General features: G+C 67.1%; 22 protein-coding genes. 12 read left to right on the forward strand and 10 right to left on the reverse strand.

The features are described 5' to 3' along the window. Nucleotides 1-176: 176 nt before the first annotated feature. Together AC5P60_RS09385 and AC5P60_RS09390 are read right to left on the reverse strand one after the other, a co-directional pair. Nucleotides 177-1,379, reverse strand: coding sequence for a DUF4785 domain-containing protein (locus tag AC5P60_RS09385; RefSeq protein ID WP_483693567.1), 1,203 nt, complete (start codon nucleotides 1,377-1,379; stop codon nucleotides 177-179). Between the two features lie 11 nt (nucleotides 1,380-1,390). Further along, nucleotides 1,391-2,269, reverse strand: a complete 879-nt coding sequence (locus tag AC5P60_RS09390) for a hypothetical protein (protein ID WP_032128674.1) — start codon at nucleotides 2,267-2,269, stop codon at nucleotides 1,391-1,393. Nucleotides 2,270-2,531: 262 nt separating this feature from the next. Here AC5P60_RS09390 and AC5P60_RS09395 point away from each other — a divergent pair, with 262 nt between their 5' ends. Next, a complete protein-coding gene (locus AC5P60_RS09395; RefSeq protein ID WP_005411807.1) occupies nucleotides 2,532-3,371 on the forward strand; it encodes an acid phosphatase in 840 nt (279 codons plus the stop codon). Nucleotides 3,372-3,483: 112 nt separating this feature from the next. On the opposite strand, the gene AC5P60_RS09400 is transcribed toward AC5P60_RS09395, so the two are convergent. After that, nucleotides 3,484-5,754 carry a TonB-dependent receptor gene (locus AC5P60_RS09400; RefSeq protein WP_049402969.1) on the reverse strand — a complete coding sequence of 757 codons (2,271 nt, stop codon included), beginning with the start codon at nucleotides 5,752-5,754 and terminating at the stop codon, nucleotides 3,484-3,486. Nucleotides 5,755-5,912: 158 nt separating this feature from the next. On the opposite strand from AC5P60_RS09400, the gene AC5P60_RS09405 reads away from it, so the two are divergent. Together AC5P60_RS09405 and AC5P60_RS09410 are read left to right on the forward strand one after the other, a co-directional pair. Next, nucleotides 5,913-6,929: a TIGR00266 family protein gene (locus AC5P60_RS09405; protein ID WP_049454351.1), complete on the forward strand. Its 1,017-nt coding sequence runs from the start codon at nucleotides 5,913-5,915 to the stop codon at nucleotides 6,927-6,929. A 234-nt stretch (nucleotides 6,930-7,163) separates the two neighbouring features. Beyond that, the gene (locus AC5P60_RS09410) at nucleotides 7,164-8,156 is read left to right on the forward strand and encodes a patatin-like phospholipase family protein (RefSeq protein WP_005411784.1); all 993 of its coding nucleotides are present in this window, start codon (nucleotides 7,164-7,166) and stop codon (nucleotides 8,154-8,156) included. Nucleotides 8,157-8,202: 46 nt separating this feature from the next. Here AC5P60_RS09410 and AC5P60_RS09415 read toward each other — a convergent pair whose 3' ends face one another. Together AC5P60_RS09415 and AC5P60_RS09420 are read right to left on the reverse strand one after the other, a co-directional pair. Next, nucleotides 8,203-8,946: a hypothetical protein gene (locus AC5P60_RS09415; RefSeq protein WP_483693566.1), complete on the reverse strand. Its 744-nt coding sequence runs from the start codon at nucleotides 8,944-8,946 to the stop codon at nucleotides 8,203-8,205. 147 nt (nucleotides 8,947-9,093) lie between these two features. Beyond that, nucleotides 9,094-9,579 (reverse strand): Lrp/AsnC family transcriptional regulator, encoded by a 486-nt coding sequence (locus AC5P60_RS09420; RefSeq protein ID WP_005411782.1) that lies wholly within the window; start codon nucleotides 9,577-9,579, stop codon nucleotides 9,094-9,096. A 125-nt stretch (nucleotides 9,580-9,704) separates the two neighbouring features. Between AC5P60_RS09420 and phhA the strand changes: the two genes are divergently transcribed. Next, entirely contained in the window at nucleotides 9,705-10,598 is an 894-nt protein-coding gene (gene phhA / locus AC5P60_RS09425; RefSeq protein ID WP_483693565.1) for a phenylalanine 4-monooxygenase, read from the forward strand. 109 nt (nucleotides 10,599-10,707) lie between these two features. Here phhA and AC5P60_RS09430 read toward each other — a convergent pair whose 3' ends face one another. Beyond that, on the reverse strand, nucleotides 10,708-11,763 hold the full coding sequence (locus AC5P60_RS09430; RefSeq protein WP_033833530.1) for a LacI family DNA-binding transcriptional regulator: 1,056 nt from the start codon (nucleotides 11,761-11,763) through the stop codon (nucleotides 10,708-10,710). A 238-nt stretch (nucleotides 11,764-12,001) separates the two neighbouring features. Between AC5P60_RS09430 and AC5P60_RS09435 the strand changes: the two genes are divergently transcribed. The 4 genes from AC5P60_RS09435 (at nucleotide 12,002) to AC5P60_RS09450 (ending at nucleotide 15,029) form a co-directional block, all read left to right on the forward strand. Further along, nucleotides 12,002-12,592: a cysteine dioxygenase family protein gene (locus AC5P60_RS09435; RefSeq protein ID WP_005411799.1), complete on the forward strand. Its 591-nt coding sequence runs from the start codon at nucleotides 12,002-12,004 to the stop codon at nucleotides 12,590-12,592. Nucleotides 12,593-12,705: 113 nt separating this feature from the next. Further along, nucleotides 12,706-13,344 (forward strand): bifunctional 4-hydroxy-2-oxoglutarate aldolase/2-dehydro-3-deoxy-phosphogluconate aldolase, encoded by a 639-nt coding sequence (eda, locus tag AC5P60_RS09440; RefSeq protein ID WP_033833529.1) that lies wholly within the window; start codon nucleotides 12,706-12,708, stop codon nucleotides 13,342-13,344. A gap of 96 nt (nucleotides 13,345-13,440) precedes the next feature. Then, a complete protein-coding gene (adhP, locus tag AC5P60_RS09445) occupies nucleotides 13,441-14,469 on the forward strand; it encodes an alcohol dehydrogenase AdhP (protein ID WP_033833528.1) in 1,029 nt (342 codons plus the stop codon). Between the two features lie 167 nt (nucleotides 14,470-14,636). After that, the gene (locus tag AC5P60_RS09450; RefSeq protein ID WP_033833527.1) at nucleotides 14,637-15,029 is read left to right on the forward strand and encodes a hypothetical protein; all 393 of its coding nucleotides are present in this window, start codon (nucleotides 14,637-14,639) and stop codon (nucleotides 15,027-15,029) included. Nucleotides 15,030-15,100: 71 nt separating this feature from the next. Here AC5P60_RS09450 and ligD read toward each other — a convergent pair whose 3' ends face one another. The 3 genes from ligD to AC5P60_RS09465 form a co-directional block, all read right to left on the reverse strand. Next, nucleotides 15,101-17,587, reverse strand: coding sequence for a DNA ligase D (gene ligD, locus AC5P60_RS09455; protein WP_483693564.1), 2,487 nt, complete (start codon nucleotides 17,585-17,587; stop codon nucleotides 15,101-15,103). Between the two features lie 3 nt (nucleotides 17,588-17,590). Continuing rightward, entirely contained in the window at nucleotides 17,591-18,511 is a 921-nt protein-coding gene (gene ku, locus AC5P60_RS09460; RefSeq protein WP_088470435.1) for a non-homologous end joining protein Ku, read from the reverse strand. 164 nt (nucleotides 18,512-18,675) lie between these two features. Then, entirely contained in the window at nucleotides 18,676-19,074 is a 399-nt protein-coding gene (locus AC5P60_RS09465) for a hypothetical protein (protein ID WP_014035432.1), read from the reverse strand. Nucleotides 19,075-19,221: 147 nt separating this feature from the next. Between AC5P60_RS09465 and AC5P60_RS09470 the strand changes: the two genes are divergently transcribed. Next, a complete protein-coding gene (locus AC5P60_RS09470) occupies nucleotides 19,222-19,560 on the forward strand; it encodes a hypothetical protein (RefSeq protein WP_005411772.1) in 339 nt (112 codons plus the stop codon). An 80-nt stretch (nucleotides 19,561-19,640) separates the two neighbouring features. On the opposite strand, the gene AC5P60_RS09475 is transcribed toward AC5P60_RS09470, so the two are convergent. After that, complete coding sequence (locus AC5P60_RS09475; protein WP_445950119.1) at nucleotides 19,641-21,734, reverse strand: TonB-dependent receptor family protein; 2,094 nt, start codon at nucleotides 21,732-21,734, stop codon at nucleotides 19,641-19,643. A gap of 171 nt (nucleotides 21,735-21,905) precedes the next feature. On the opposite strand from AC5P60_RS09475, the gene AC5P60_RS09480 reads away from it, so the two are divergent. The 3 genes from AC5P60_RS09480 (at nucleotide 21,906) to AC5P60_RS09490 (ending at nucleotide 25,367) form a co-directional block, all read left to right on the forward strand. Continuing rightward, entirely contained in the window at nucleotides 21,906-23,108 is a 1,203-nt protein-coding gene (locus AC5P60_RS09480; RefSeq protein WP_049454335.1) for an amino acid aminotransferase, read from the forward strand. Nucleotides 23,109-23,533: 425 nt separating this feature from the next. Beyond that, the gene (locus AC5P60_RS09485) at nucleotides 23,534-24,550 is read left to right on the forward strand and encodes a class 1 fructose-bisphosphatase (RefSeq protein ID WP_049402951.1); all 1,017 of its coding nucleotides are present in this window, start codon (nucleotides 23,534-23,536) and stop codon (nucleotides 24,548-24,550) included. Nucleotides 24,551-24,659: 109 nt separating this feature from the next. Then, a complete protein-coding gene (locus tag AC5P60_RS09490; protein WP_033833520.1) occupies nucleotides 24,660-25,367 on the forward strand; it encodes a 2OG-Fe(II) oxygenase in 708 nt (235 codons plus the stop codon). Nucleotides 25,368-25,412: the final 45 nt, after the last annotated feature.

Here is a 25,412-nt window from a genome sequence, read left to right on the forward strand (position 1 = left end):
GGGCCTGGAAACCGACAGGCCTGGGAGACCGACTCTACCCCGTCGTGATGTCATTCCCGTCGTGATGTCATTCCCGTCGTGATGTCATTCCCGCCGTCACGCCATTCCCGTCGCGGTGCCATTCCGTCGCCATGCCGGTGCGGCGGGCCGGATGTTCCGGCCCGCCACCGCCTTGCTCAGAACCTCAACGCCAGCGCGCGTGACTCGATCGGTGCCATCCGGCTCTGATCCTGCAGCTGCAGGTCGCGCAGCTCGTACGGCGCACCGAACCCAGCCGGCAACGCGGCCTGGTCGAACGGCAGCACCAGCTGGCCCGCGCCCGGACCGTCGAACCACGCGGCCGCGTGCGCCTGCGCCACTGGCTTCAGCTGGCCATCGCGGCCGGTGGCATACAACGTGCCACGCGCCTCGTAACGACCGGCGGCGGCCACCTGCAGCGGCAGCGCCACCTGGCGGCTGGCCGGGTCCGGTGCCGCCTGGCCACTGAAGCGCGCGGTCGGCCGCGCCACCGCGAAGGCCACCTTGCCATCGCGCAGCACGCCATCGGCCTGGGCGAACACTTGCAGTTCCCATAGGCCCTGCACAGTGCCGACATCGGCCGGGATGCGCACCTGCGCGCGCAGGCTGCCATCAGCGGTGCGCAGCAACCGTTGCGGCCAGCTGCGGCCATCCGGTGCGACCAGCAGGGCTTCACCGCCCAGGCCGCCACGACGCAATGCCAGCTGCGCGGTGGTGGCGCCGTCTTCCAGCAGGCGTGCCTGCAGCTGCACGTTGCCACCGGCCAGCACCTGCGCCTGGTTGGCCTGCACTTCCAGCCGCAGCGGGCTGTTGGGTTCCAGTACCTGCACCACGTAGCGGCCCTGTGCCTGTGCGCTCTGCAGCGTGTACGCACCGGCCGCACTGGTTGCGCCGGTACGCAGCATGCTGCTGCCATCCCTCACCGGCATGCCGGCCTGCTGCAGCGCGCGCGCGTCGACGCTGCGCGCCACGCTGCTGCGGCCGGCCGGGTCGCGCACCTGCAGTGTGTTGGCCGGCACTGCACGGGCACCGTCGGCCGGGCTCAGCTGGATCACCGCATCGGCGGCCGTCAGCGGTAGATCGATGCCGCGTTGCAGCTGCGCGCCATCGACCTGCTGCCAGTAGCTGCGGCTGACCGAGGCATACGGCGTAGCCGCCTGCAGCGATTGCGCCGGGTCCAAGGCCCAGGCGAAGGACAGCGGTGCGCGTTCGCTGTCATCGGCCGGCAACGGCGCGGCAACCAGCGCAGCGGGCACCTGGTCGCCAGCACGGGCGGCCTGCAGCGGCTGCGCCGCCTGCACTGCGGAAAGGGACAGTACTGCCAGCACGGCGCCGGCCAGCAGGGTGGATTGAATCGTCATGGTCGTCTCCCTCACTGGGTCAGGTCGTTGCGCAGCAGGGTGCCGAGGCCGAAGCACTCGCGGCGGCTCTGGTTGTGGCTGAGCGGTTCTGCGCCCTGGGTACGCGCCTTGTCGGTGAACCAGGTGGTGCCGGCGGCCTTCTGGCTGCTGCACTCCAGGAAGCCATCGGAGCAGGACGACAACCAGTTCTGGGTGAACTCCAGGCCGACGTTGGCGGCATAGCCGCCGCAGTAACTGTTGCTGTCCCACACCGCCGATTCCACGTCGCTGCCGACCACCGCGCGGAACGGCTTGGGCAGCGCCGGGCGACCGGCCGTGCCATACAGGTTCTGCGCGTTGTAGGTGGCCATGCTCGCCACCTGCTGCTGGCGTACCGCGTCGTTCTTGTAGCCCAGCAGCCAGCCCAGCGACGTTTCGAAGGTATTGCCGTTGAGCACCGCATCGGCCAGCGGCGTGCCCGCCGAGGACGGAGCCAGTGCATTGACCTTGCGCACCGTGCGGATGATCTTCGGATAGCGGCTGTCGTAGGTCGGGTTGGACAGGATCCAGCGCATCACGTTGCCGCCGTTGGAGTGGGTGATCACCACCAGCTGGGTGATGCCACGGCTGTCGATGAAGCCGGTCAGCTGGTTGGCCAGGCAACCGGCCGCTTCCGGTTTCCACATGTACTGGGTGAAGTCACAGTTGATGACGACGTAGTTGCTGCTGTTCGGCAGGCCCTGGCGCACGGTGTCGATGATCGCCGGCTGCCAGTAGTCCTGGGTGGCGTTGGTCTGCGCGCCGGTGCCATGCACGAAGGCCACGCCGACCACGTCGGCGGCCTGCGCCGGCGCTGTTGCAAGCCCGAGGAGCAGGGCCAGGACGGTACTTCCTGTTGCGGTGCTGCGCATCGCTTCTCTCCCTCTGTCTTCGGATCCCCCCGACCCGGCTGGAACTGGACGGCCCTGGCGCTTGCCGTTGTGCCGATGCTCGCGGTGCAGCGGCGTGAAAGTCCGTGCGCTGCGCCCGGAATCAGGAGACTGACGTCAAACGATGACGCTTTTCATATCGCGACAATGACCATGCCGGGTCTGGCCGTATGACCGATGGCCACTGCAGTGTCGTATGGGGGCTGCGATCATGGCGCGTTGTTTTCTCTCCCGGAGCCTGTCCATGTCGCTGATTTCCCACCCTGCCCGCCCGCTGCTCGGCCTTGCCGTCGTCGCGGCCCTGGCCGGTTGTGCCGCCACCGCCACCAAGCCGACCGCCGTCGAAGCCAACATCACCACCAAGGCGGTGGGCTATCTGGACAAGAGCGCGGTTCCGGCCAGCCTCGACCTGGTACCGGCACCACCGGTGGCCGGTTCGGCCGCGCTCGCCCTGGACGAGCAGGTCAGCCGTGAAGCCCGCGCGCTGCGTGGCAGCCCGCGCTTCGCCCAGGCCGGCGTCGATGCGGAGCTCGGCTTCCCCGAAGGCGCCAACCACTTCTCCTGCGCCGCCGACATCGACGTCGACGCGGTGAAGACCCCGGCGCTGTATCGCCTGCTGGAGCGCAGCCGGATCGACGCCAGTGCGGCGACCAAGGCGGCCAAGAACCACTACCAGCGCCCGCGCCCGTTCATGGTCAACGGTGAACCGACCTGCTCGCCGAAGGACGAGGAAGGCCTGCGCAAGAACGGTTCCTACCCGTCCGGCCACACCTCGATCGGTTGGGCCTGGGCACTGATCCTGTCCGAGATCGCGCCGGACCGCGCCGATGCCATCCAGGCCCGTGGCCGCAACTACGGCGAGAGCCGCCTGGTCTGCAACGTGCACTGGCAGAGCGACATCCTCGAAGGCCGCTTCATGGGCGCCGCCGCGGTGGCCCGCCTGCACGACAACGCTGCGTTCAACAAGGACCTGCTGGCCGCACGCAAGGAAATCGCCGCCGCACGCAAGGCCGGCCTGCACTCCAGCCGCGATTGCACTACCGAGAACGCGGTGCTGAAGGTGCGCCCGCAGAGCGCGCTGTAAGCGCGCGCCGGATCACTCGTTGCCGGCCAGCGGCCGGCACTACCAAGGGGCGTAAGGAAGAAGGGCCGGCATTGCGCCGGCCCTTCTTCATTGCATCAACGCAGCCACCGCATCAGAACTTCGCGGTGAACTCCACGCCCCAGGTACGCGGCTCGTTGAGGAAGCCGGTCAGGTTGTTGAAGTCGATCGCACCGACCACGCGGGTCTGGTTGGTCAGGTTGCGGCCGAACACGGCCACGTCGTACTGGCCGTAATCCCAGTTGTAGCCCAGGCGCAGGCCGCCTTCCAGCGAACTACGGCCGCGGAATTCCGGCGACTCGTAGATGAAGAAGTTCACCGCGCTGCGGTAGGCCCAGTCCGTGTAGGCGTACAGCTCGCTGCCATCGCTGAGCGGGAAGCCCACGCGCAGGGTCGCGTTGTGGATCCACTTCGGTGCCTGCGGCAGCGGGTTGCCGTTCACCAGCGCATAGGTCTGGCCGTTGATCACCGTGGTCGGGTCGTTGATGGTGCAGCCACCGCCGCAGATCGCCACCGCCAGATCCTTGTCCTTGATCTCGGTGTCGTTGTAGCTGCTGCCAAAGGTCAGCAGGACGTTGTCGGCCAGGTAGGCTTCCAGGTCCAGTTCCACGCCCTGGCCGATGGTCTTGTCGGCGTTGAGCAGGGTGGCGGTGTTGTTGCTGCCACCCACCGCGATCAGCTGCTGACCATCGACGTTGTAGCGGAACACGCTCAGGCCCACGCGCGCGCGGCGCTCGAACAGGTCGGCCTTGATGCCGGCTTCATACGAGATGACCTTCTCCGAGTCGGCCTGCGACAGGCCCGGCGCGAAGGCCAGGCGGCCCTGGATCGACGGTGCGCGGAAGCCCTTGGCCACGCGGGCGTAGGCGTTGATGTCGTCGGTCAGCTTGTAGACGCCGCTGACATCCCAGCTGACGTCGTTGACGTCGGTGTTGGCCAGGTACGGGCCGCTGACCGGGGTGCCGAACGGAACGGCCTGCAGCACGCTGGCGCTGAAGTCCTTCTTGTCCTGGGTGTAGCGCACGCCGGCGCGCAGCTTGAAGCGATCGGTGACATCGAAGTCGCCCGAAGCGAACACCGCCCACGCCTTGTTGCGCTGGTTCTGCACCACGTGGCCGGTCTGTGGATTGCCCGGGGTCAGCGAGTCGTAGTTGAAGTTGTTGATGGTCACGTCTTCATCGAAGTAGAAGACGCCGGCCTGCCAGTCGAAGCGGCCCCATTCGTTGGACTCGATGCGCACTTCCTGCGTCCACTGCCGGTGGTGCGGCAGGCCGTCGGCCGACTCCGACGAGAACGGAATCAGGCCCGGACCGTAGTTGCCGGCACCGAGGAAGGCCGCACCGTAGCCGCCGTCGATGTCACCGCGGTTGAGCGATTCGGCGGTCTCGTAGCCGGTGATCGAGTGCAGGGTCACCGAGCCGAGGTTCCACTGCAGGCGCGCGCTGCCGCCCCAGGTTTCCAGGTCGGAGAAGTTGACGCCGTCGTTGGCCACCTTGTCGCGGTCGAAGTTCTCGACCAGCGAATTGCCGCCCTTCTGGATGATGTTGGCGCGGAACAGGCGCGCGGTGCCGTTGAGCTTGCGCTTGTGCAGGTTGAACAGCGCTTCGAAGTCGTCGCCTTCGTACAGGAACTGCACGCGGCCGGCGGCTTCGTCATAGCCTTCGAAGCCACTGTTGGGGGCACCGGCGCGGGTGTTGTCGACCCAGTCATCGCGGCGCTGGTAGATCGCCGAGACACGTGCCGACCAGCGGTCGGTCAGCGGGCCGCCGTAGGCGCCCTGCACGTTCCAGCTGTTGTAGCTGCCGTAGCCCACGCGCACGTAGCCGTCGGCATCCTGCGACGGTCGCGCCGAATCGAACTTGACCACGCCGGCCGGGGTGTTGCGGCCGAACAGCGTGCCCTGCGGGCCACGCAGCACTTCCACGTTGGCCAGGTCGAACAGCGGGAAGCCCTTCAGCAGCGGGCTTTCCTGCACCACGTCGTCATACACCAGCGACACCGGCTGCGAAGCATTGAGGTCGAAATCGGTGTTGCCCAGGCCGCGGATGTAGAAGCGCGGGAAGGCACGGCCGTAGGACGACTCGATGTTGAGGCTGGGCACGCGCGCGGCCAGGAAGCGGATGTCATCGCCGGCCGAGCCGAGCACATCCAGCTTCTCGCCCTGGATCGCGCTCAGTGCGACCGGTACGTCCTTGGCGTTCTCGACGCGGCGCTGCGCGGTCACCTGCAGGGCATCGAGGGCAACCGGATCCTTGGCGGCGGGGGTTTCCTGAGCGGCTGCTACCAGCGGCAGCAGGGCGGAAAGAGCGGCAACGAGGGGGCGCGCGACCGGAAGGCGGCCACGGGAAGTACGGGTCGGGGACATGGCGGTAGGCTGTGTTTGGAGGGGTGGTAAAACGGCGCTACCAGATAATTGTTGCAATACAGCACCTACGCCGCAAATGCCCGCCGTTCATGGCCCCGTCGCCGGCGCCCCCAGGCGCTCGCTAGACTCGGGGTTTCCAACGCGACGGACCCGCCGCCATGACCCAGTGGTACTTCCATGCCTCCGCCCAGGCCGAGCGCATCGGCCCGCTTGATGACGAGGCCGCGCGCCGCTACGCGCAGGCCAATCCACGCGCGCTGGCCTGGTGCCAGGGCATGAGCGGGTGGACACCGATCACCGAGGTGGCCGAGCTGCAGGCGGCGGCCCCGGGCATGCCCAACACCCCACCGCCGGTCCCCGTCGGCGCCAGCGGCCGCGCCGACGACATCGAGTTCCGCATCGTCGGCCATGAAATGCAGTTCGTGGAGATCGAGCTCGACCCCGGCGAGAGCGCCATCGCCGAGGCCGGCGCATTGATGTTCAAGGACGCCACGGTACAGATGGACACGGTGTTCGGCGCCGCCAACGGCGACCAGGGCGGCGGCTTCATGGGCAAGGTGATGGCCGCCGGCAAGCGCGTGCTGACCGGCGAGAGCCTGTTCGCCACCGTCTACACGCAGAGCGGGCACGGCAAGGGCAAGGTCGCCTTCGCCGCGCCCTACCCGGGCACGGTGCTGGCGATGAAACTGGACCAGCACGGCGGCCGCCTGATCTGCCAGAAGGACAGCTTCCTGGCCGGTGCGCGCGGCGTGCAGATCGGCGTGCAGTTCCAGCGCAAGATCATGACCGGCCTGTTCGGTGGTGAGGGTTTCATCATGCAGAAGCTGGAAGGCGACGGCTGGGTGTTCATCCACGCCGGCGGCTGCGTGGTGGAACGCGAGCTGGCTGCCGGCGAGCGCCTGGACGTGGATACCGGCTGCGTGGTGGCCTACCACCCGACCGTGGACATGGACGTGCGCCGTGTTGCGGGCATCAAGAGCATGCTGTTCGGCGGCGAGGGCGTGTTCCTGGCCACGCTGACCGGCCCAGGCAAGGTCTGGCTGCAGTCGCTGCCGTTCTCGCGCCTGGCCGGCCGCATGTGGATGGCCGCGCCGCAGGGCGGTGGCCAGAACCGCGGCGAGGGTTCGGTACTGGGCGGCCTGGGCCGGATGCTGGACGGCGACAACCGCTTCTGACCGCCTCCGGTCGTGCCGGCCGCTGGCCGGCAACCCCATGGACCTTGGCGCGCATCCCGGTAGTACCGGCCGCTGGCCGGCAACCCCATGGACCGTTTCCAGTTTCCCTATGGTTGCCGGCCAGCGGCCGGCACTACCTTTATGAATGGGCGATATTTCCCACCCTGCCCGCCCCGCCACGGCTTCGGTATGCTGGCGCCCTTTCCTGAATCCGGCGCCGCGAGCGCACTGCCGATGAGCCTGTTCCGCCCCCGCATGCTGCTGTCCGTCGCCCTGATCGGCCTGCTGGCCGGCTGCGGTGGCGATCCGGTCCGCCCCACGCCGCCGCCGGCGCCGACCGTGGTGCCACAGGCCAAGCCGGTGAAGATCGGTATCGCCCTCGGCGGTGGCGCGGCCAAGGGCTTTGCCCACATCGGCGTGATCAAGATGCTGGAAGCCAATGGCTTCGAACCGGCGGTGGTGTCCGGCACCAGTGCCGGCAGCGTGGTCGGCGCGCTGTACGCCAGCGGCATGGACGCGTTCCAGATGCAGAGCAAGGCGGTGGCGCTGGATGAAGCCAGCATCCGCGACGTGCGGCTGTTCTCCGGTGGCCTGGTGCAGGGCCAGAAGCTGCAGGACTACGTCAACGAACAGGTTGCCAACCGTCCAGCCGAACGCCTGAAGAAGCCGTTCGCCGCCGTCGCCACCCAGCTGGAAACCGGCGAGCGGGCGATCTTCGTGCGCGGCAACGTCGGCCAGGCGGTGCGCGCGTCGAGCAGCATTCCCGGCGTGTTCGAACCGGTGAAGATCGGTGGTCGCAACTACATCGATGGCGGCGTGGTCAGCCCGGTGCCGGTGGATGCCGCGCGCCAGCTCGGCGCCGACTTCGTGATCGCCGTGGACATCTCCAGCAAGGCCAGCGGCAAGGCGCCGACCGACATGCTGGGCATCGTCAACCAGTCCATCTCGATCATGGGCCAGCGCCTGGGCGAACAGGAACTGGCACGCGCCGACATCGTCATCCGGCCGAAGGTGCTGGACATCGGCGCTGCCGATTTCAGCCAGCGCGGCACGGCGATCCTGGAAGGCGAAAAGGCCGCGATGGCCGCGATGCCGCAGATCCGCGCCAGGATCCAGCAGCTGCAGCGTGCGCGTGCTGCGGCCGCTGCACCGGCGCCGGTGGCTGCCCCCAAGTGCGAGGAAGCCTCGCGCCTGGGCAAGCTGATGGGCCGCAAGGACAAGTGCTGAGGGCAACCCGCTCCATGCGGGTCACCCCCAGGGGCCTCACGACGGGTCAGGCGCCGATCTGGGCCAGTGCGTCGTTGGCTGCGGCCGTCACCGAGCTGCCGTAGCCATGGATGTACGAGCCGTTGCAGACCAGCGTGGCGTGCAGAATGACGCCATTGATTTCGGCCTTCTCGAAGTTGCAGCTCTGGCCTGCCGCTGTGGAGTAACGCATCAGTCGCATGGCGATGACGTTGGCGTCATCGATGCTGGCACCGAGCCCACTGATGGACCAGCTCTTCAGGGTCTGCGTGTTGCCGCAGTCGTAGCGGAAACGGAACCCCCAGGATTCCGGATAGTACGAACCCTGCAGCGGCGCTGCGCAATGGGTACCCGTGGCCGCCATTTCCGTCGCGATGGCCAGCGAGTTGCGCGCCGCGGTGGTGGGTGAGTTGCCCACGCCGGCGATCGACCAGCCATTGCAGACAAACTGGGCGAAAACACCCTTGCCGTAGGCACCACTGACGATGCTGCTGGCATCCGCGCTGCAGCTCACGCCGGCCTGCAGCACCGCCATGAAGCCGTTGAGGTTCTCCACCGCTTCATTGACCGAGACGCCGATTCCATAGACATAGCTACCATTGCACTGGCGCTTGGCCAGCGTCGACGAGTTGCTGGTCATGCCGACGAATTCAGTGGTACCGCAACTCAGCGTCAGAGGTTGGGCGTTGGCGATCTGGGGGGAAGCACCCGCAGCGGCCGGCATCAGGCCAGCGACAAGCAGGGCAATGACTGGAGCAAGGCAGACTTTCATGTCGATCTCTCCGGACAGGGTTGTCCAGTGAGTCTAGGAAGGCTGATTGCGTCACTCTGTCAGAGGTTCATCCGTCTCGCCGTAGGAAAATGCCTTGCGTCGCCCAGGATGCAAAGCAAGTCACGCTCTCCCACATCCGCCGGATGATCACGACTCCAGCTGCGAAAGCGGCAGTGCCTGAAAACCCTTCACCGTGCGCAGCACGAAGCTGGAATTGGCATCGGCCACGCCACCGGCGTTGAGCAACCGGTCCAGCAGGAAGCGCGAGAAGTGCTCCAGGTCGCGCACGTAGACGTGCAGCAGGTAGTCCATGTCGCCGGTCAGCGCATGGCAGGCCACCACCTCGTCCCACGCTTGCACGCTGTCCACGAAGTGGCCGATGGCGGCCTGGTCGTGCTTTTCCAGCTGTACGCGCACGAAGGCCTGCAGGCCCAGCCGCAGCTGCCGCGGCTCCAGCCGCGCGCCATAGCCGACGATCACACCCTCGCTTTCCAGCCGCTGCAACCGCCGCAGGCAGGCCGAAGGCGAAAGATTCACCCGCGCCGCCAGTTCGGCGTTGGTGGCGCGCCCATCCCGCTGGATTTCAGCCAGCAGGCGTATATCCGTGCGATCAAACTGGACTTCTCCGGCCATTGTTGCCCCGCAACATGGTGAGTACGCAAGGATATTGCGCCAAGAGGGCCAACGGGCGCAACTTTTGCAACCCTGTTGCGCGTGCTCTGCCCTAGCATCGTAGGCATCCCGTCAAGGAGTGCCCCATGGACCTCGCCCAGCCCCGCCGCGTCGAACACCAGCAGACCGACAAGGGCTATGTGCCGGTGTACACCACCGCGCTCGTCGAGCAGCCGTGGGACACCTATACCGCCGACGACCACGCCACCTGGAGCACGCTGTACCAGCGCCAGCGCGAGCTGCTGGTCGGCCGCGCCTGCCAGGAGTTCCTGGATGCACAGGACGAGATGGGCATGAGCGCGCACATGATTCCGCGCTTCGCCCAGCTCAACGAAGTGCTGGGCGCCGCCACCGGCTGGACCCTGGTCGGCGTTGAAGGCCTGCTGCCGGAACTGGATTTCTTCGACCACCTGGCCAATCGCCGTTTTCCGGTGACCTGGTGGATCCGTCGCCCGGACCAGATTGATTACATCGCCGAGCCGGACCTGTTCCACGATCTGTTCGGCCACGTGCCGCTGCTGATGAACCCGGTGTTCGCCGACTACATGGAGGCGTACGGCCGTGGCGGCGTCAAAGCCCACGCGATCGGCCCGGATGCACTGCAGAACCTGACCCGCCTGTACTGGTACACGGTGGAGTTCGGCCTGATCGATACGCCCGAAGGCCTGCGCATCTACGGCGCCGGCATCGTGTCGTCGAAGGGCGAGTCGCTGTACTCGCTGGAATCGGCCGCGCCCAACCGCATCGGTTTCGACCTGCAGCGGATCATGCGCACGAAGTACCGCATCGACACCTTCCAGAAGACCTACTTCGTCATCGACAGCTTCGAACAGCTGATGCAGGCGACGTCGCCGGACTTCACCCCGATCTACGCGGCACTGGCCAGCCAGGCGCATCTGCCGGCCGGTGACGTGCAGGGCGATGACCGCGTGTTCCAGAAGGGCACCGGCGAAGGCTGGGCCGACGGCGGCGACGTGTAAGCGCACGGCGTACAGCGCTTCGCATTGAAAGGAAAACGGCGCACCTGGATGCACCGTTTTCGTTGTTGCCTGCCTGCGCCATTGCAGCGGCGCGGCGAGGGCAGGGCACTCAGGCGTCCACGGCGCGGCAGGAACCACGCACCATCAACTGCGGATGCACGCTGGCTGCGGTCGGCGCATCCGGCAGATCGGACTGCACCAGCATCGCTGCGGCCATGCGGCCGATGTCGGACACGTGGCGGCGCACCGAGGTCAGCGGCGGCCACAGCCGCGAGGCCAGCGGGCTGTCGTCGTAGCTGACGATCGACAGCTGCTGTGGCACGGCAATACCCGCACGCAGCGCGACCTGGTAGACACCGGCCGCCATCTCGTCGTTGCCGGCGAAGATCGCACTGGGGCGGCCTTCACCCAGCAGCAACTGCTCGGCGGCATGCACGCCGGATTCGAAGGTGTCGCCCGCTTCCAGCACGCGCTCGCCCGGCAGGGTCAGCCCCACCTGGGCCAACCGGTCAAGGAAGCCATGGGTACGCTCACGCGCCGCGCGCCGGTCACCCGGTCCGGCGATCACCGCGATGTCGCGGTGGCCGAGCGAGAGCAGGTAGCCCGCTGCTGCTGCCGCGCCATCGCGATCGTGGGTGACCACCGCCTGCACGTCTTCTTCCGACGCATGCGCGTTGATCCGCACGTAGCGGCAGTCGATGTCGTCCAGCATCCGCGCGAGTGCAACCGATTCGGATGCACGTGGGCCGAGGATCACCCCATGCAGCTTCTGCTGCTGCACGAAGCGGCGCACGCCCTGCGCGCACTCCGGGTCCTGGCTGTCGCAGGGATGCACCACCAGCTCATAGCCGGTGCCGCGCAGCGCTTCAAGCGCGCCGTGCTGCAGGTCGACAATGCATTGGGCGCCGGGGTCGTCGTACACCAGCCCGATCAGGAAGGAGCGGCGGAACGCGAGTCCGCGCGCCAGGGGGTCGGGCACGTAACCGACCTCGCGCATCAACGCCTCGACCTTGTCGCGGGTGTCTTTGCGCACCAGCGGCGAGTTGTTGATGATTCTTGAAACCGTTTTCTTGGAAACTCCCGACAGTCGTGCGATGTCGTTGATCGTGGCAGCCTTGCCTTTCGATGCCGGTAACGCGGCATCGCTCATATTTCGCACTGACATGTATAGAACCAGGTAAGTCGGAGAATTCTAGCCTTGCGCCCGTCGGGCGCGAAGTTGCGGAATGTCGCAGCTGGAGCGGCACAGACCGTGTTCGACACGTTCCACCGCGTGAGGTTCCATTGTGATCGCTCTACTGCGTTTGCATCTGAACCGTTTTTCACGCGTGCTTGCCACGAATGCGGGTGCGACGCGCGCGAACACCAACATTCCCTTAACCATGCTCCGCTACAGTCGGGGCATGGACCTGCAGACCTCTCCGTTTCCGGCGTTCCGTGGCCGCGACCGGTTGATCGCCGCAGTCGACGCGGCGATGACCTCCGGTGATGCCGGGCGCATCACCGCCGACCTGCAGCTGGCGCTGCAGGAAGCCATCGCGGACAGCCGCATCGAGCTACCCGAATGCGTGCACCGTCCGGTCAGTGATCATTACGCGCGACGCCCGCTGTACCACAGCCAGGAACACGGCTACAGCGTGATTGCCATGAGCTGGGGCCCAGGGCAGGGCACGCCGCTGCACGACCACGATGCCATGTGGTGTGTGGAGGGCGTGTGGTTGGGGGAACTGGAGATCACCCGTTACGAACTGCTGGAATGCGCCGGCGAACGCTGGCGCTTCCGACGCCACGCCGCGCTGCGCGGCGGCTGCGGCAGCGCCGGCAGCCTCATTCCACCTCACGAATACCACACCCTGCGCAATGCCAGCGATGAAGCCCTGGCCATTTCGGTGCATGTATACGAAGCGCCGATGGAACGTTCGGCGGTGTTCGACCCGCTTGGGGGTGACTGGTACCAGCGCCGCATCCAGGCACTGCAGGCCGACGCAGTCTGAATCCGCCGCAGGGCAGGATACCAGCACCTTCGCAGCGTGCATGGCATCATGCGCCGCTGCGCTGCCGGACCCGGCGGCGATCCGCGATGCCCCATCGGGCAAGGAGCAAGACCATGTCCAGCGCTGATCCGCGCCTGCGCGCGCTGTTGAAGCTGGCACCGGTGATCCCGGTGTACACCCCCGAAGATGTGAATGAGGCGGTCGAAGTGGCCCAGGCGCTGTTCCGCGGCGGCCTGCCGGTGATCGAAGTGACGCTGCGCACGCCGCACGCGCTGGATGCGATCAAGGCCATGGTCGAGGCCGTGCCCGATGCTGTCATCGGCGCCGGCACCGTGCTCAACGCCGCGCAGATGCAGGCGGCGAAGCAGGCCGGCGCGCGCTTCGCGGTGTCGCCCGGTGCAACGGCGGCGCTGTATGCCGCCGCACGCGATGCCGACCTGCCGTACCTGCCCGGTGCCGCCACCGCCTCGGACCTGATCCTGGGCCTGGAGCAGGGCACGGACACCTTCAAGTTCTTCCCGGCGGTGCAGGCCGGTGGCGCTGCGTTGCTGGCGGCCTGGCACGGCCCGTTTGCCGACGTGCGGTTCTGCCCGACCGGTGGCATCAGCGCGCAGACCGCGCCACAGTTCCTGCACCTGCCCAACGTGCTGTGCGTGGGCGGCTCGTGGCTGACCACCCCGGCGCTGCTGCAGACCCGTGACTGGGACGCCATCGAACGACTGGCGCGCGAAGCATCGGTGCTGGCCAGCTGAACCTGCTGCACGGATCTTCAAAGGTTTGATCGTGATCAAAGCGCCGGCCTCGAGCCGGCGTCATTCTGTGGGCAAGCGCACTGCGGAGATCCGAACATGCAATCCACCATGAAGGCCGCCGTCGTACGCGAGTTCGGCAAGCCGCTGGTCATCGAGGAAGTCTCGGTACCGCGCCCGGGGGCGGGCGAGGTGCTGGTCAGGATCGAGGCCTGTGGCGTCTGCCACACCGACCTGCACGCCGCCGAGGGCGACTGGCCGGTGAAACCGAACCCGCCATTCATCCCCGGCCACGAGGGCGTGGGGCACGTCGTGGCCGTGGGAGGCGGGGTAGGGCACGTCAAGGAAGGCGACAGGGTCGGCATCCCCTGGTTGTACTCGGCGTGTGGCCATTGCGAACACTGCCTGGGTGGCTGGGAAACGCTGTGCGAGACGCAGCGCAACACCGGTTACTCGGTCAACGGCGGCTTCGCCGAGTACGCACTGGCCGATGCCAACTATGTCGGCCTGCTTCCGAAGGAAGTGGGCTTCGTCGAGATAGCGCCGGTGCTGTGCGCCGGCGTGACCGTCTACAAGGGCCTGAAGGTGACTGACACCAAGCCCGGGGACTGGGTGGCGGTTTCCGGCATCGGTGGCCTGGGCCACATGGCGGTGCAGTACGCCCGTGCGATGGGCCTGAATGTGGCTGCGGTGGACGTGGACGACAACAAGCTGGCATTGGCCCGGCAGCTCGGCGCGCAGATCACCGTGAACGCGCGTACCACCGATCCGGCCGCATTCCTCAGGAAGGAGATCGGCGGCGCGCACGGCGCTCTGGTCACCGCAGTGTCGCCCAAGGCGTTCGAACAGGCTCTGGGCATGGTCCGCCGTGGCGGTACCGTTTCGCTCAACGGCCTGCCGCCCGGCAACTTCCCGCTGGATATCTTCGGCATGGTGCTCAACGGCATCACCGTGCGCGGCTCGATCGTCGGCACCCGGCTGGATCTGCAGGAGTCACTGCAGTTCGCCGCCGAAGGCAAGGTCGCAGCCACGGTCAGCACCGACCGCCTGGAAAACATCAACGACGTGTTCGCGCGCATGCACGCGGGCACCATCGAAGGCCGCGTGGTGCTCGACTTCGCCGCCTGACTGCCTGTGCATGGCCGCCGCTGCTCCGTACCCCTCTCCCGCGGGCACGGCGGCCATGCCGATTCATCGGTAGTGCCGGCCGCTGGCCGGCAAAAGCCCAGTCGGTTCGGTAGTGCCGGCCGCTGGCCGGCAACGAGGGCACTCTGTGGCAGCCGTACAATACGCGCATGCCTGGCCTGCTCAAGCCCCTGTTCCTGTCCATCGTCGCCCTGATCGGCGGCGTGCTGTCGCTTGCGCTGGTCAGCAGCGTCGCCGGCTGGTTGCCGCCGTTGCTGGGCCTGTCGCCGGACAGCAACAGCGTGCAGCTGGGGTGGGACCTGGCCTTCAGCGTACTCGGTGGCGTCGCCGGCATTTCCTTTGCCACTTACTACGCGCCGTGCTGGCCGCGTTCACACGGGTTCTCGATCTGGTCGCTGATCGCGCTGGGCTGTGGCTACGCGATGTGGACGGCGGGTGCGGACTTCCCGTTCTGGTTCGTCATTTCGCTGTTGGCATCGCTGCCGTTGCAACTGCTGGTCGGTTGGTGGTTCGGGCGCCGCCCCTCGCGCGATCTGCGCTGAGCGCATGCAGGTAGTGCCGGCCGCGGGCCGGCAACTGCAGGATGGCCGAGGTTGCCGGCCCGCGGCCGGCACTACCGCTTCAGCGACGGCAGCCTCTGCTTCAACCGCGCGATGCCCTGCCATGGGTCACCCTTCAGCCGCTTGGCGCGCGCCAGCGCCTTGGCCATCGGAAACGCGTCGGCCGCGCTCACCCGGGCCAGTTCTTCCCAGCGCAGCGGCACCGCCACGCCGGCAGCATCTCGCGCGCGCAGCGACCATGAACACACGCTGGTGGCACCGCGTGTGTTGCGCAGCCAATCGATGAAGATCACGCCGCCGCGCTTGGCCTTGCTCATCGTCGCCACGTAGCGATCAGGCTGCTCCAGCGCCATTGCCTGCGCGAACGCCTCGCAGAACGCCTTGGCCTCGTCCCAGCCAGCCTTGGGCTGCAGCGGCACCACCACGTGCACGCCCTTGCCACCGGACAGCCGCACGAAGCTCTGCAGGCCCACCTCCTGCAGGCGGTCACGAACATCGCGCGCAGCGGCCTTCACCTGTGCCCAGCTCACCCCTTCACCTGGATCGAGATCGAACACCAGACGATCCGGGTGCTCGGGATCGGCCACGGTCGCGCCCCACGGATGCAGTTCCAGGGTGTTCATCTGCACCAGCTGCAGCAGGCCCCGCGCATCGTCGACGTAGACGTAATCCTCGCGGCCGCTCTTCTGCTGCAGGGGTACCGCATGTACCGCGTCCCCCAGGCCGGGGCCATGGTGCTTCTGGAAGAAGCAGGCCTTGCCCACGCCGTCCGGGCAGCGCAGCAGTGACAGCGGACGTCCGGCAATCTCGGGCAGGATCCAGCGCGCCATTAGCTGGTAGTAGTCGGCCACGTCACCCTTGCGCAGTTTCTGCCTTGGAAACACCACCCGCTCCGGATGAGTGATCTCGACCTCGCCTCCGGTCTCGGTATCTGCGGTGCTCATTCCCAGGTCCTCCTTCTGCTTGTCGCTGCGCAGTCGCTTGAAACTGGCCTGGCGCAGCAGGCCTTCCTTGCCCCAGCCACGGAAGGCCACCTCGGCAACCGCCAATGGCTTCACCCAGCGTACGCTGGCAGCGCGGAACGGCACATGCGCCGGCAGCTGCAGCACGGGCGTCTTCACCGCCAATGGCTGCAGTGCCTTGAGCAGCGCGCGCAGGCTTTGGTCGTCGAAACCGGTGCCAACGCGGCCCACATAGCGCAAGCCGCCCTTGTCCGGCGTCGCCAGCAGCAGCGAGCCGAACCCCAGCCGGGAACCCTTGGGTGCCGTGTAGCCGACGATCAGGAACTCGTCGGTGTCTTCGTGCTTCACCTTCACCCAGCTGCGCGCGCGGGTATTCACGTACGGGGCATCCACCTGCTTGCTGACGATGCCTTCGAATCCGGCCTTGCCACTGGCATCGAACACCTGCGGGCCATGGTCGATCACGTGCTCGCTGAAGGCCAGGGTGCCAGGCGCGGGTCCAATGAGCTCTTTCAGGAGTGCTTTGCGCTCCAGCAACGGCGCACGACTGATATCCGCTCCAGCCACGCCCGGAAGATCGAACACGATGTAGCGCAGCGGTTGCTTCGAACTGCCGTCGATCACCCGCTGCAACGCTGCGAAGTCACTGCGTCCTTCCTTGTCCAGCACCACCAGTTCGCCGTCCAGGCGTGCATCGCGCACCGGCAGCGCCTGCACGGCCTGCACCACTTCGGGAAAATCATCGGTCCAATCCAGACCATTGCGGGAGCGCAGCTTGACCTCGCCATTGTGCAGATCAGCCAGCAGGCGATAGCCATCCCACTTGATCTCGTGAAGCCAGCGGTCGCCGTCCGGCGCACTGTCGCGATGATCGGTCAACTGCGGTTTGAATGCATGCGGGTAGGGTGCGTCACGTGCGCCGTGCAGTTGCAGCGCGCGTGCATGCCAGCGCACATCGGCCTTGCGTGTGCCCGTGCGTGCGACGGGTGCAGCTCGCGCCGTCTTGTCCGCGGAACGCTTCTTCGCCGCAGGTGTTCGTTTCGGCATCGGTGCCGTCAGCAGGTCATCCGCCTCCGCGTCGCGCGCTTCCCCGTCACTGCGCTTGATCAACAGCCATTGCACCTGGCGCCCTTTCATCGCGGTCCGCACCAGCTTCCAGCCACCGGCCAGGCGTTGTCCATGCAGCACGAAGTCGATCCTGCCCGCCGCCAGTGCCTGCAGTGGATCGCCTTCACAGGCCCAGGTGCCGTGATCGAAGACTTCCACGTGGCCCGCACCATAGTGACCTTCAGGAATGTCTCCCTCGAAACCGGCGTAGGACAGCGGATGGTCTTCCACTTCCACGGCCAGCCGCTTTTCACCGACGCGCAGGGAAGGCCCCTTGGGCACCGCCCAGCTCTTCAGTACGCCGTCCATTTCCAGGCGGAAGTCATAGTGACGCGAGCTGGCATGGTGCAGCTGGATGACAAAGGTCGGCCGCCGCTTCGGGTCGCCCGGTGTGAGCGTGTCGTCGGGCTCCGTTGTCTGCCCGGCGCCACCGCCAAGCCGGCGTTTGCGCCGATACTGGTGCAACGACATGGCTCACCCCGCCTTGCGTCGGGGTGCGGTCTTCTTTGCAGCCTTCTTCGTTGTCTTCTTTGCGGCCTTCTTCACTGGCGGCTTGGCGGCTGCTTTGCGCGTTGCGGCCTTCTTCGCTGGCGTTCGCTTGTTCGCATCCAGGCTCTTCTGCAGCAGCGCCATGAAGTCGACCACATTGGTACTGGCGTCCTCGCGCGGTGCCGGCTCATCGTCCACCCGCGTTGTGCCGCCCTTGGACTTGATGCGCTTGTTCAACACCTGCTGCAGGCGCTCGCGGAATTCATCGTGGTACTGCGACGGATCCCAGTCGCCGGCCATCGACTCGATCAACTGCTCGGCCATCGCCGTTTCCTTGCTGGTGATGCGATAGTCGGACAGTTTGCCGGTGGGCAGCTTGTAGTCCTCGGGATCCACCAGTTCCTGCGGATAGCGCAGGATCATCAGCACCAGCGCGTCCTCATGCGGCATCACCGCGCACAGGTATTCGCGCGTACGCACCACCACCCGCGCGATGCCCACCTTGCCGGTGCTGCGCAACGTTTCGCGCAGCAGCACATAGCCCTTCTCGGCCTTCTTGCCGGGCACCAGCAGATACGGTTTCTCGTAATAGCGCGGGTCGATCTGCGCCGCATCCACGAATGATTCCACCTCCACCGCTTCGTGGCTTTCCGGCGCAGCCGAGCGGATATCACCTTCCTCCAGCACGACATAACTGCCCTTGTCGTACTCATAGGCTTTGACGATGTCCTTCCAGGGCACTTCCTCGCCGGTGTCGGCGTTGACCCGTTCGAAACGGATCGGCTTGCGGTCGCGGGAATCGAGCATGCGGAACTGCAGGTCGACCTTGCGTTCGCCGGACATCAGCGACACCGGCACGTTGAGCAGGCCAAACGACAGCGTGCCGGTCCAGATCGGGCGGGCCATGGGCGTACCTTTGGCGGGGCAGGGCATCCAGCTTCGGATGGGCGGTGTAAACCACCCGTGTCGATACCGTGCACGTGGGTTCTACGCAGATGCGGTAGTGCCGGCCGCTGGCCGGCAGAGCTCGCGGCCTGAAGTTTCCTGGGGTTGCCGGCCAGCGGCCGGCACTACTGCAGCAACGGCCTCACCGCCGCCGCCGGAATATGGTCCAGCGCGCGCCAGGCGTCCTCCACCACCGGCCGCGCCTGCGACCAGCCCAACCGTGACTGCCCGCGCATCTGTTCCCAGTGCTCGGCCAGTTCCTCGCAGGTATCGGCGGCATCACCGCGTGGCCAATCCGCAGCATGCGTGGTCAACGCGAAGGCATACACCGGGCACAGGTCGCGCCAGTTCCGGTGGCTCTGCCCGCGGCGCTCCTCGTAGTCGCTGAGCATGTACTGCAGGTAGTCCTGCGCCACCGCCTGGGGGTCTTCATGGCGACGCGTACGGCGCTGCGCGGTGCGCTGGCCGAGCGGATCGAGCAGGGCGTTGAACACGGACGGTGCGGGTCGTTCAAGACGGGGCATGGCCGGCTCCTGCAGCGGGGGCGGGTGGGCAGGAATACGCGCGGTGCCGTTACCGGGGGGTGAGCGAGATGTTCATGACGCCAGGTTCGCAACGGCTTTACCTGCGGGGCGGTGTAGTGGAATCCCCCCAAGGGCAGGTACCAGACCATGAGCCGAGAGACCTCGCGAGACCCGCTGCGGGAGAACCACCCGCCCATTCCCGGCGAGCAGCGCGGCAAGCGCGATGCCGACAACGCCGACTACCGCGGCACCGGCGCGCCGTTCTTCGATGCCGAGCACGACCACCTGCCGGTGAAGCACGAGGCTGAACAGGCGGCCCAGGACCGCAAGGATGGCGGCGACCGCCATCGCGGTGGCCAAGAGAGCCCGCTCAAGCGCCGTGAACGCAAGCAGCGCGCCAGCGACAACCAGGACGAGGCGCTGGAGGAGACCTTCCCGGCCAGCGACCCGACCTCGCCGTTCGTGCCAGCCAAGGCCCCCGACTGACCGGTAGTGCCGGCCGCTGGCCGGCAACCTCCTGACGTCGTGCACGGCGCAATGCCGGCCAGCGGCCGGCACTACCCCTTTCAGCGCCACGACCATTGCAGGCCGACGTTGGCTCGCCGTCCCGGTCCCGGCTCGTAGAAGCGACCATTGCCGTCATTGACGATCACCGAGCCGATGTAGGCCTGGTCCAGCACGTTCTCCAGCCGGGCGAAGGCGCGCAGCTCGCCGCCCGGCAGCGTCCATCGACGGCCGGCTTCCAGGTGCAGCAGGGCGTAGCCCGGCGCGCGCTCGGTGGCCACGTCATTGACCACGGTATCGCTGCTGGCCATTGCCTCCAGCGCCCACTGCCAATCGGCAGGGCTCCACTGCAGCCGGGCGAAGGCCTGCTGGCGCGGCACGCCGGGCAGACGGCTGCCCGCAGCGACCAGGGTGTTCGAGGTCAGGTACGGCGAGCGCACCTGCGCCTGCAGCCAGGTCCACGCCAGCTGCAGTTCCAGTTGCTCGGCCAGCGGCTGTCGGTACTGCAGCTCCAGCCCCTGGCGGCGGGTGCGGCCAACGTCGCGGTAGGTGCTGCGTCCGCCGATATTGCTGGCAACGGCCAGCTCATCGTCGGTATCTGCACGGAACAGGCTGATATCGATTTGGTTGCCATCCTGTGCGTGCCACTTGCTGCCAACCTCGATGGAGCGGCTGCGCGCGGCGGCCAGATCCAGTGCCAGCCCGGCTTGGCCGTCGGCGCGATAGCCCAGTTCGTTGAAGGTGGGGGTCTCGAAACCACGCCCCACGGCCGCGTGCAGCCGCCACTGCGGGCTGGCCTCGAAGCTGACGCCTGCCACCGGCGTGATCGCCTGGTAGCGGCGGTGGCCACTGTCGTCGGGGTTGGCGCCGACGATGTAGCGGTCATTCGATTCGAATCGCACGGCGCTGTGGCGCAGCCCGGCCAGCAGCGACCAACGCGGGCTCCATTGCCACCAGGCCTGGGCGAACTGATCTACGTTCTGCACGACGTCGATCTGGTCACGACGCAGCCGCCCACGCACGCCCAGGGCGCTGCCGATGAAGTTCTCGAAGCCGGTGCGGTGCTGGCGCTGGCGGTCGGCGCTGAGCCCGGCTACCAGGTCCAGCGGTCGCCCGGCCAGGTCACCGTGCCAGCCCCAGCGCGCGTCCAGCCCGCCATAGCCGCCCTGCAGATCGATCACGCCGCCGGCATGCAGTGGGCTGTTGGTCTGGGGTGCCGGCGGAATCGTCAGGTACTGGCGTACCGCGCGCTGGCCGGCATAGCCCATCAATTGCCAGCGCTGCGCTCCCGTTTCACGGGTCCAGCGCAGGCCGGCCTGCTGCTGGCGCACGGTTTTGCGGGTGTTGTACTGGTGCGCGACTGCCGTGGCCTGGCGCGGATCAGCCGCCACCTGGGCACGGGTCAAGCCCAGCGGATCCTGCGCATCGGGGGCGTCAAGCGCATTGAGCAGCAGCTCCAACCGCCCACCGCCCAGCTCTCCACCGATGCGTGCGTTGAGCGATTCACGGCGCGCGCGGCTATGGTCCCGCCAGCCATCGGTGCGGAAGTGATTGGCGGCGATGTTGTAGTCCAGCACTTGACCGGCACCCTTCAGCTGCGCACCGACACTGAGCGTGTTGTCGGCGCCGGCATTCACGCGCAACCGCCACGGGTCAGCGGCCTGGCCCTGCGCGCTCCAGACCTGCAGCACGCCGCCGGAGGAATTGCCGTACAACGCCGAGAACGGCCCGCGCAGCACCTCGATGCGCTCGGCGCCCAACAGGCTGGCATGCGACAGCTGACCCTGGCCGTCCGGCATGGTCGCCGGCACCCCGTCGATCAGCACCCGCACCCCGCGCACGCCAAAGGTCGAGCGTGCGCCGAAGCCACGAATCGACAGCTGCGTGTCCTGGGCGAAGTTCTGCCGGTCACGTGCCAGCAGTCCGGGGACTCCGGCCAAGGCCTCAGACAGCTGCGCGCCGGTGCCCGCGCGGCTGGCGTCGATCCAGACCGTGTCCTGGCTGGCCGGCAGCGCGAACGGATCGATGCCCGGCACCCGGGCGGCCTGTACCTGCACCGCAGGCAGGGCGGTGGGCGCAGGCTCGGCCACGGCCGTCCAGGGCGACAGCAGCAGGGCGGACAGCGGCAGGCAACGGCGTCGTGCGGCGGGATTCATGATTCAGGTTGATGGATCGGGCGGCAACGCACGCCATGGTACGGGGCCGCAGATGACGATGGCGGCGGCCAGCCCCGGCAGGCTTTGTTACGATGGGTTGTTTCCGGCCCAAAAGCCGCGGACCGCGTAGCGCACTTCCTCCCCCTTTCCGTCTACCGAACGAGTACCGCCGTGTCCTTCTTTGCAAACGTGGAACTGGTCCCAGGCGACCCGATCCTGGGCCTGACCGAGGCGTACAACGCCGACAGCCGCCCGACCAAGGTCAACCTGGGTGTGGGCATCTACTACGACGAGAGCGGCCGCATTCCGCTGCTGCGCGCCGTCAAGCAGATCGAGCAGCAGCTCGCCGCCGAAGCCAAACCGCGCGGCTACCTGCCGATCGATGGCCTGCCGGCGTACACGCAGGCCACGCGTGAGCTGGTGTTCGGCAAGGACTCGCCGCTGCTGGCCGCCGGCCGCGTCACTACCGCACAGACCGTCGGCGGCAGCGGTGCGCTGCGCGTCGGCGCCGACGTGCTGAAGAAGCTGCTGCCGCACGCCACCGTTGCGCTGAGCAACCCGAGTTGGGAAAACCACCGTGCGGTGTTCAGCGCCGCCGGTTTCGACGTGCTGGATTACACCTACTTCGACCCGGCCACCCATGGCGTCGATTTCGACGGCATGCTGGCCGACCTGGGCAAGCTGGACGCCGGCACCGTGGTGCTGCTGCATGCCTGCTGCCACAACCCTACCGGTGCCGACCTCACGGTCACCCAGTGGAAGCAGGTCGCGCAGCTGCTGAAGGACAAGCAGCTGTTCCCCTTCATCGACATGGCCTACCAGGGCTTCGACAAGGGCATCGAGCAGGACGGCGCCGCCGTGCGCATCATCGCCGAAGCCGGCATCGACAGCTTCATCGTCGCCAACTCGTACTCCAAGTCGTTCTCGCTGTACGGCGAGCGCGTGGGTGCGCTGTCGATGGTGGCACCGACCGCCGCTGACGCCAAGGCGGTGCAGTCGCAGGTCAAGCGCGTGATCCGCACCATCTACTCCAGCCCATCCACCCACGGTGCTGCGCTGGTGGCCGGCGTGCTGACCAATCCGGAACTGCGTGCGATGTGGGAGCAGGAGCTGACCGAGATGCGCGAGCGCATCCACGCCCTGCGCCAGGGGCTGGTCGAGAAGCTGGCCGCTGCCGGTGCACCGCAGTTCGGTTTCATCAACGAGCAGGCCGGCATGTTCTCCTACTCCGGCCTGAGCCGCGAGCAGGTCGAGCGCTTGCGCGACGAGTTCGGCATCTACGCCGTCGGCACCGGCCGCATCTGCGTGGCCGCGCTGAACCAGAACAACCTGGAATACGTCGCCGAGGCCGTGGCCACCGTCGCCAAGGGCTGAAACAACGCTCCAGTAGCTTGAAGACAAAGGCGCCGAAAGGCGCCTTTGTTTTTTGCTCTTGCTCTTGCTCTTGCCTTTGCCCTCCCCACCGCGCTCGCGGCGAACCCTGAAGCGCGTGGGAGGGGGAGGCGCTGCAGGACCGTTGGCGCCATGGGCCCGAGGCATGCCTCGGGCGGGTTGGGCAGGACGCCCAACCCCGGTCTTGCCGTGTGCGCAGGACTGCGCACACGAGCAAGGCGCCATCGAGCTACATGGACGTACTTGCAGCGTGTCCTGCATCGCCTCCCCCTCCCACGAGCCTCGACAAAAGGAATGCGCCACGAGCGCAAACGCATCTGGAAACGATTACGCCTTCCCGCGCTCACGCACGCCCCCGCCATACGGGCGACAATAAGCGTTTTCCCGCTGCCGAGACCTGCCCGCTCATGTCCCGTACTTCGTTGACCCGCTTCCTGATCCAGGAACAGCACGCCGGCCGCATCAACGCCGACCTGCGCCAGCTGATCGCGGTCGTCGCCCGCGCCTGCACCAGCATCTCCATCGCCGTCAGCAAGGGCGCCCTCGGTGGCGTGCTGGGCGATGCCGGTACCGGTAACGTGCAGGGCGAGGCGCAGAAGAAGCTGGACGTCATCAGCAACGAGATCCTGCTTGAAGCGAACGCCTGGGGTGGCCACCTCGCCGCGTGCGCCTCGGAGGAAATGGACCACAGCCAGCCGGTGCCGGACATCTACCCGCGCGGTGATTTCCTGCTGCTGTTCGATCCCCTCGACGGCAGCTCCAACATCGACGTCAACGTCTCCGTCGGCACTATCTTCTCGGTGCTGCGCTGCCCGACCAACGTGGAACTGCCAGGCGACGACGCCTTCCTGCAGCCGGGCAGCAAGCAGATCGCCGCCGGTTACTGCATCTACGGGCCCAGCACCCAGCTGGTGCTGACCGTCGGCCATGGCACCCACGCCTTCACCCTGGACCGCGAGAAGGGCGAGTTCGTGCTGACCACCGAGAACATGCAGATTCCGGCGGCTACCCAGGAGTTCGCGATCAACATGTCCAACCAGCGCCACTGGGAAGCGCCGATGCAGGCCTATGTCGGTGATCTGCTGGCGGGCAAGGAAGGCACGCGCGGCAAGAACTTCAACATGCGCTGGATCGCCAGCATGGTCGCCGACGTGCACCGCATCCTGACCCGCGGCGGCATCTTCATCTACCCGTGGGACAAGAAGGATCCGTCCAAGGCCGGCAAGCTGCGCCTGATGTACGAGGCCAACCCGATGGGCCTGCTGGTCGAACAGGCCGGCGGCGCCGCCTGGACCGGCCGCGAGCGCATCCTCGACATCCAGCCCGACCAGCTGCACCAGCGCGTGCCGGTGTTCCTGGGTTCGCGCGAGGAAGTGGCCGAAGCCGTGCGCTACCACCACGCGCACGACGACGCGCAGGGCTGATTGGCGGTTGCCTGACCACGGTCATGGCAGATCGATGACCATGACCGTGGGGTGACACCGAGGGCGGCAAGCGGCACCATCAAGCCGTTGCCGCCTAAGGAATGCACGCATGCACGAGCAGGGCCCGGTCGATTTCATCGAGGTCATCCACAACGCGGTCCCCAGCGAGGTCTGCGCGGCGATCGTTGAGCGCATGCGGGCGGCGCGTGGCCTGCAGCCCGGTGCCGTGGGCAGTGGCGTGTTCCCGGAACTCAAGCACAGCAAGGATCTGCGCATCAGCGGCCTTGATGGCTGGCAGGATGTGGACCATCAGCTGCAGCACGCGGTGTTCAACGGCCTGCTGACTTATCTACGCCGTTATCCACAGGCGTTGATCGCGCCGCTGATGTTGCAGATCCAGGACAGCAAGGGCCAACCGCGACGCCTGTCTGCCGAGGACTTCCCTGACATGCCGCAGCAGCAGCTGGCCGACCTGGCCCGCACCTGCCTGCGCCCGGGCGCCATCAACCTGCAGTGGTATGCGGCGGGCGAGGGCGGTTATCCGTACTGGCACTGCGAGCTGTACCCCAAGGATGCGCAGGCCGAGACCCTGCACCGGCACGTGTTGTGGACGCTGTACCTCAACGACGAATTCGAAGAGGGCGAAACCGAGTTCCTGTTCCAGGGGCGGAAGATCGCACCACGCACCGGCAGCCTGCTGATTGCGCCGACGGCGTTTACGCATACCCATCGTGGCAACAGGCCGCAGGGTGGGGACAAGTTCATCGCGACGAGTTGGATCCTGTTCCAGAGCGCGCAGAAGTTGTTTGGGGGGTGACGCCGAGCTGCTCGTCGGCCTCGGATGTAGAGTTGAGCCATGCTC

The organism is Stenotrophomonas sp. YJH_SMC_120 (genome assembly GCF_059368675.1).

Excerpts from the sequence above, each read along its gene's own strand:
- AC5P60_RS09470 (WP_005411772.1), top strand. The coding sequence starts at position 19,222 with ATGAGCCGAGAGACCTCGCGAGACCCGCTGCGGGAGAACCACCCGCCC.
- ku (WP_088470435.1), bottom strand. The coding sequence starts at position 18,511 with ATGGCCCGCCCGATCTGGACCGGCACGCTGTCGTTTGGCCTGCTCAAC.
- AC5P60_RS09465 (WP_014035432.1), bottom strand. The coding sequence starts at position 19,074 with ATGCCCCGTCTTGAACGACCCGCACCGTCCGTGTTCAACGCCCTGCTC.
- AC5P60_RS09485 (WP_049402951.1), top strand. The coding sequence starts at position 23,534 with ATGTCCCGTACTTCGTTGACCCGCTTCCTGATCCAGGAACAGCACGCC.
- AC5P60_RS09385 (WP_483693567.1), bottom strand. The coding sequence starts at position 1,379 with ATGACGATTCAATCCACCCTGCTGGCCGGCGCCGTGCTGGCAGTACTG.
- AC5P60_RS09430 (WP_033833530.1), bottom strand. The coding sequence starts at position 11,763 with ATGTCAGTGCGAAATATGAGCGATGCCGCGTTACCGGCATCGAAAGGC.
- AC5P60_RS09400 (WP_049402969.1), bottom strand. The coding sequence starts at position 5,754 with ATGTCCCCGACCCGTACTTCCCGTGGCCGCCTTCCGGTCGCGCGCCCC.
- AC5P60_RS09475 (WP_445950119.1), bottom strand. The coding sequence starts at position 21,734 with ATGAATCCCGCCGCACGACGCCGTTGCCTGCCGCTGTCCGCCCTGCTG.
- AC5P60_RS09490 (WP_033833520.1), top strand. The coding sequence starts at position 24,660 with ATGCACGAGCAGGGCCCGGTCGATTTCATCGAGGTCATCCACAACGCG.
- ligD (WP_483693564.1), bottom strand. The coding sequence starts at position 17,587 with ATGTCGTTGCACCAGTATCGGCGCAAACGCCGGCTTGGCGGTGGCGCC.
- adhP (WP_033833528.1), top strand. The coding sequence starts at position 13,441 with ATGCAATCCACCATGAAGGCCGCCGTCGTACGCGAGTTCGGCAAGCCG.
- AC5P60_RS09395 (WP_005411807.1), top strand. The coding sequence starts at position 2,532 with ATGTCGCTGATTTCCCACCCTGCCCGCCCGCTGCTCGGCCTTGCCGTC.
- AC5P60_RS09450 (WP_033833527.1), top strand. The coding sequence starts at position 14,637 with ATGCCTGGCCTGCTCAAGCCCCTGTTCCTGTCCATCGTCGCCCTGATC.
- eda (WP_033833529.1), top strand. The coding sequence starts at position 12,706 with ATGTCCAGCGCTGATCCGCGCCTGCGCGCGCTGTTGAAGCTGGCACCG.
- AC5P60_RS09410 (WP_005411784.1), top strand. The coding sequence starts at position 7,164 with ATGAGCCTGTTCCGCCCCCGCATGCTGCTGTCCGTCGCCCTGATCGGC.
- AC5P60_RS09390 (WP_032128674.1), bottom strand. The coding sequence starts at position 2,269 with ATGCGCAGCACCGCAACAGGAAGTACCGTCCTGGCCCTGCTCCTCGGG.
- AC5P60_RS09420 (WP_005411782.1), bottom strand. The coding sequence starts at position 9,579 with ATGGCCGGAGAAGTCCAGTTTGATCGCACGGATATACGCCTGCTGGCT.
- phhA (WP_483693565.1), top strand. The coding sequence starts at position 9,705 with ATGGACCTCGCCCAGCCCCGCCGCGTCGAACACCAGCAGACCGACAAG.
- AC5P60_RS09435 (WP_005411799.1), top strand. The coding sequence starts at position 12,002 with ATGGACCTGCAGACCTCTCCGTTTCCGGCGTTCCGTGGCCGCGACCGG.
- AC5P60_RS09415 (WP_483693566.1), bottom strand. The coding sequence starts at position 8,946 with ATGAAAGTCTGCCTTGCTCCAGTCATTGCCCTGCTTGTCGCTGGCCTG.
- AC5P60_RS09405 (WP_049454351.1), top strand. The coding sequence starts at position 5,913 with ATGACCCAGTGGTACTTCCATGCCTCCGCCCAGGCCGAGCGCATCGGC.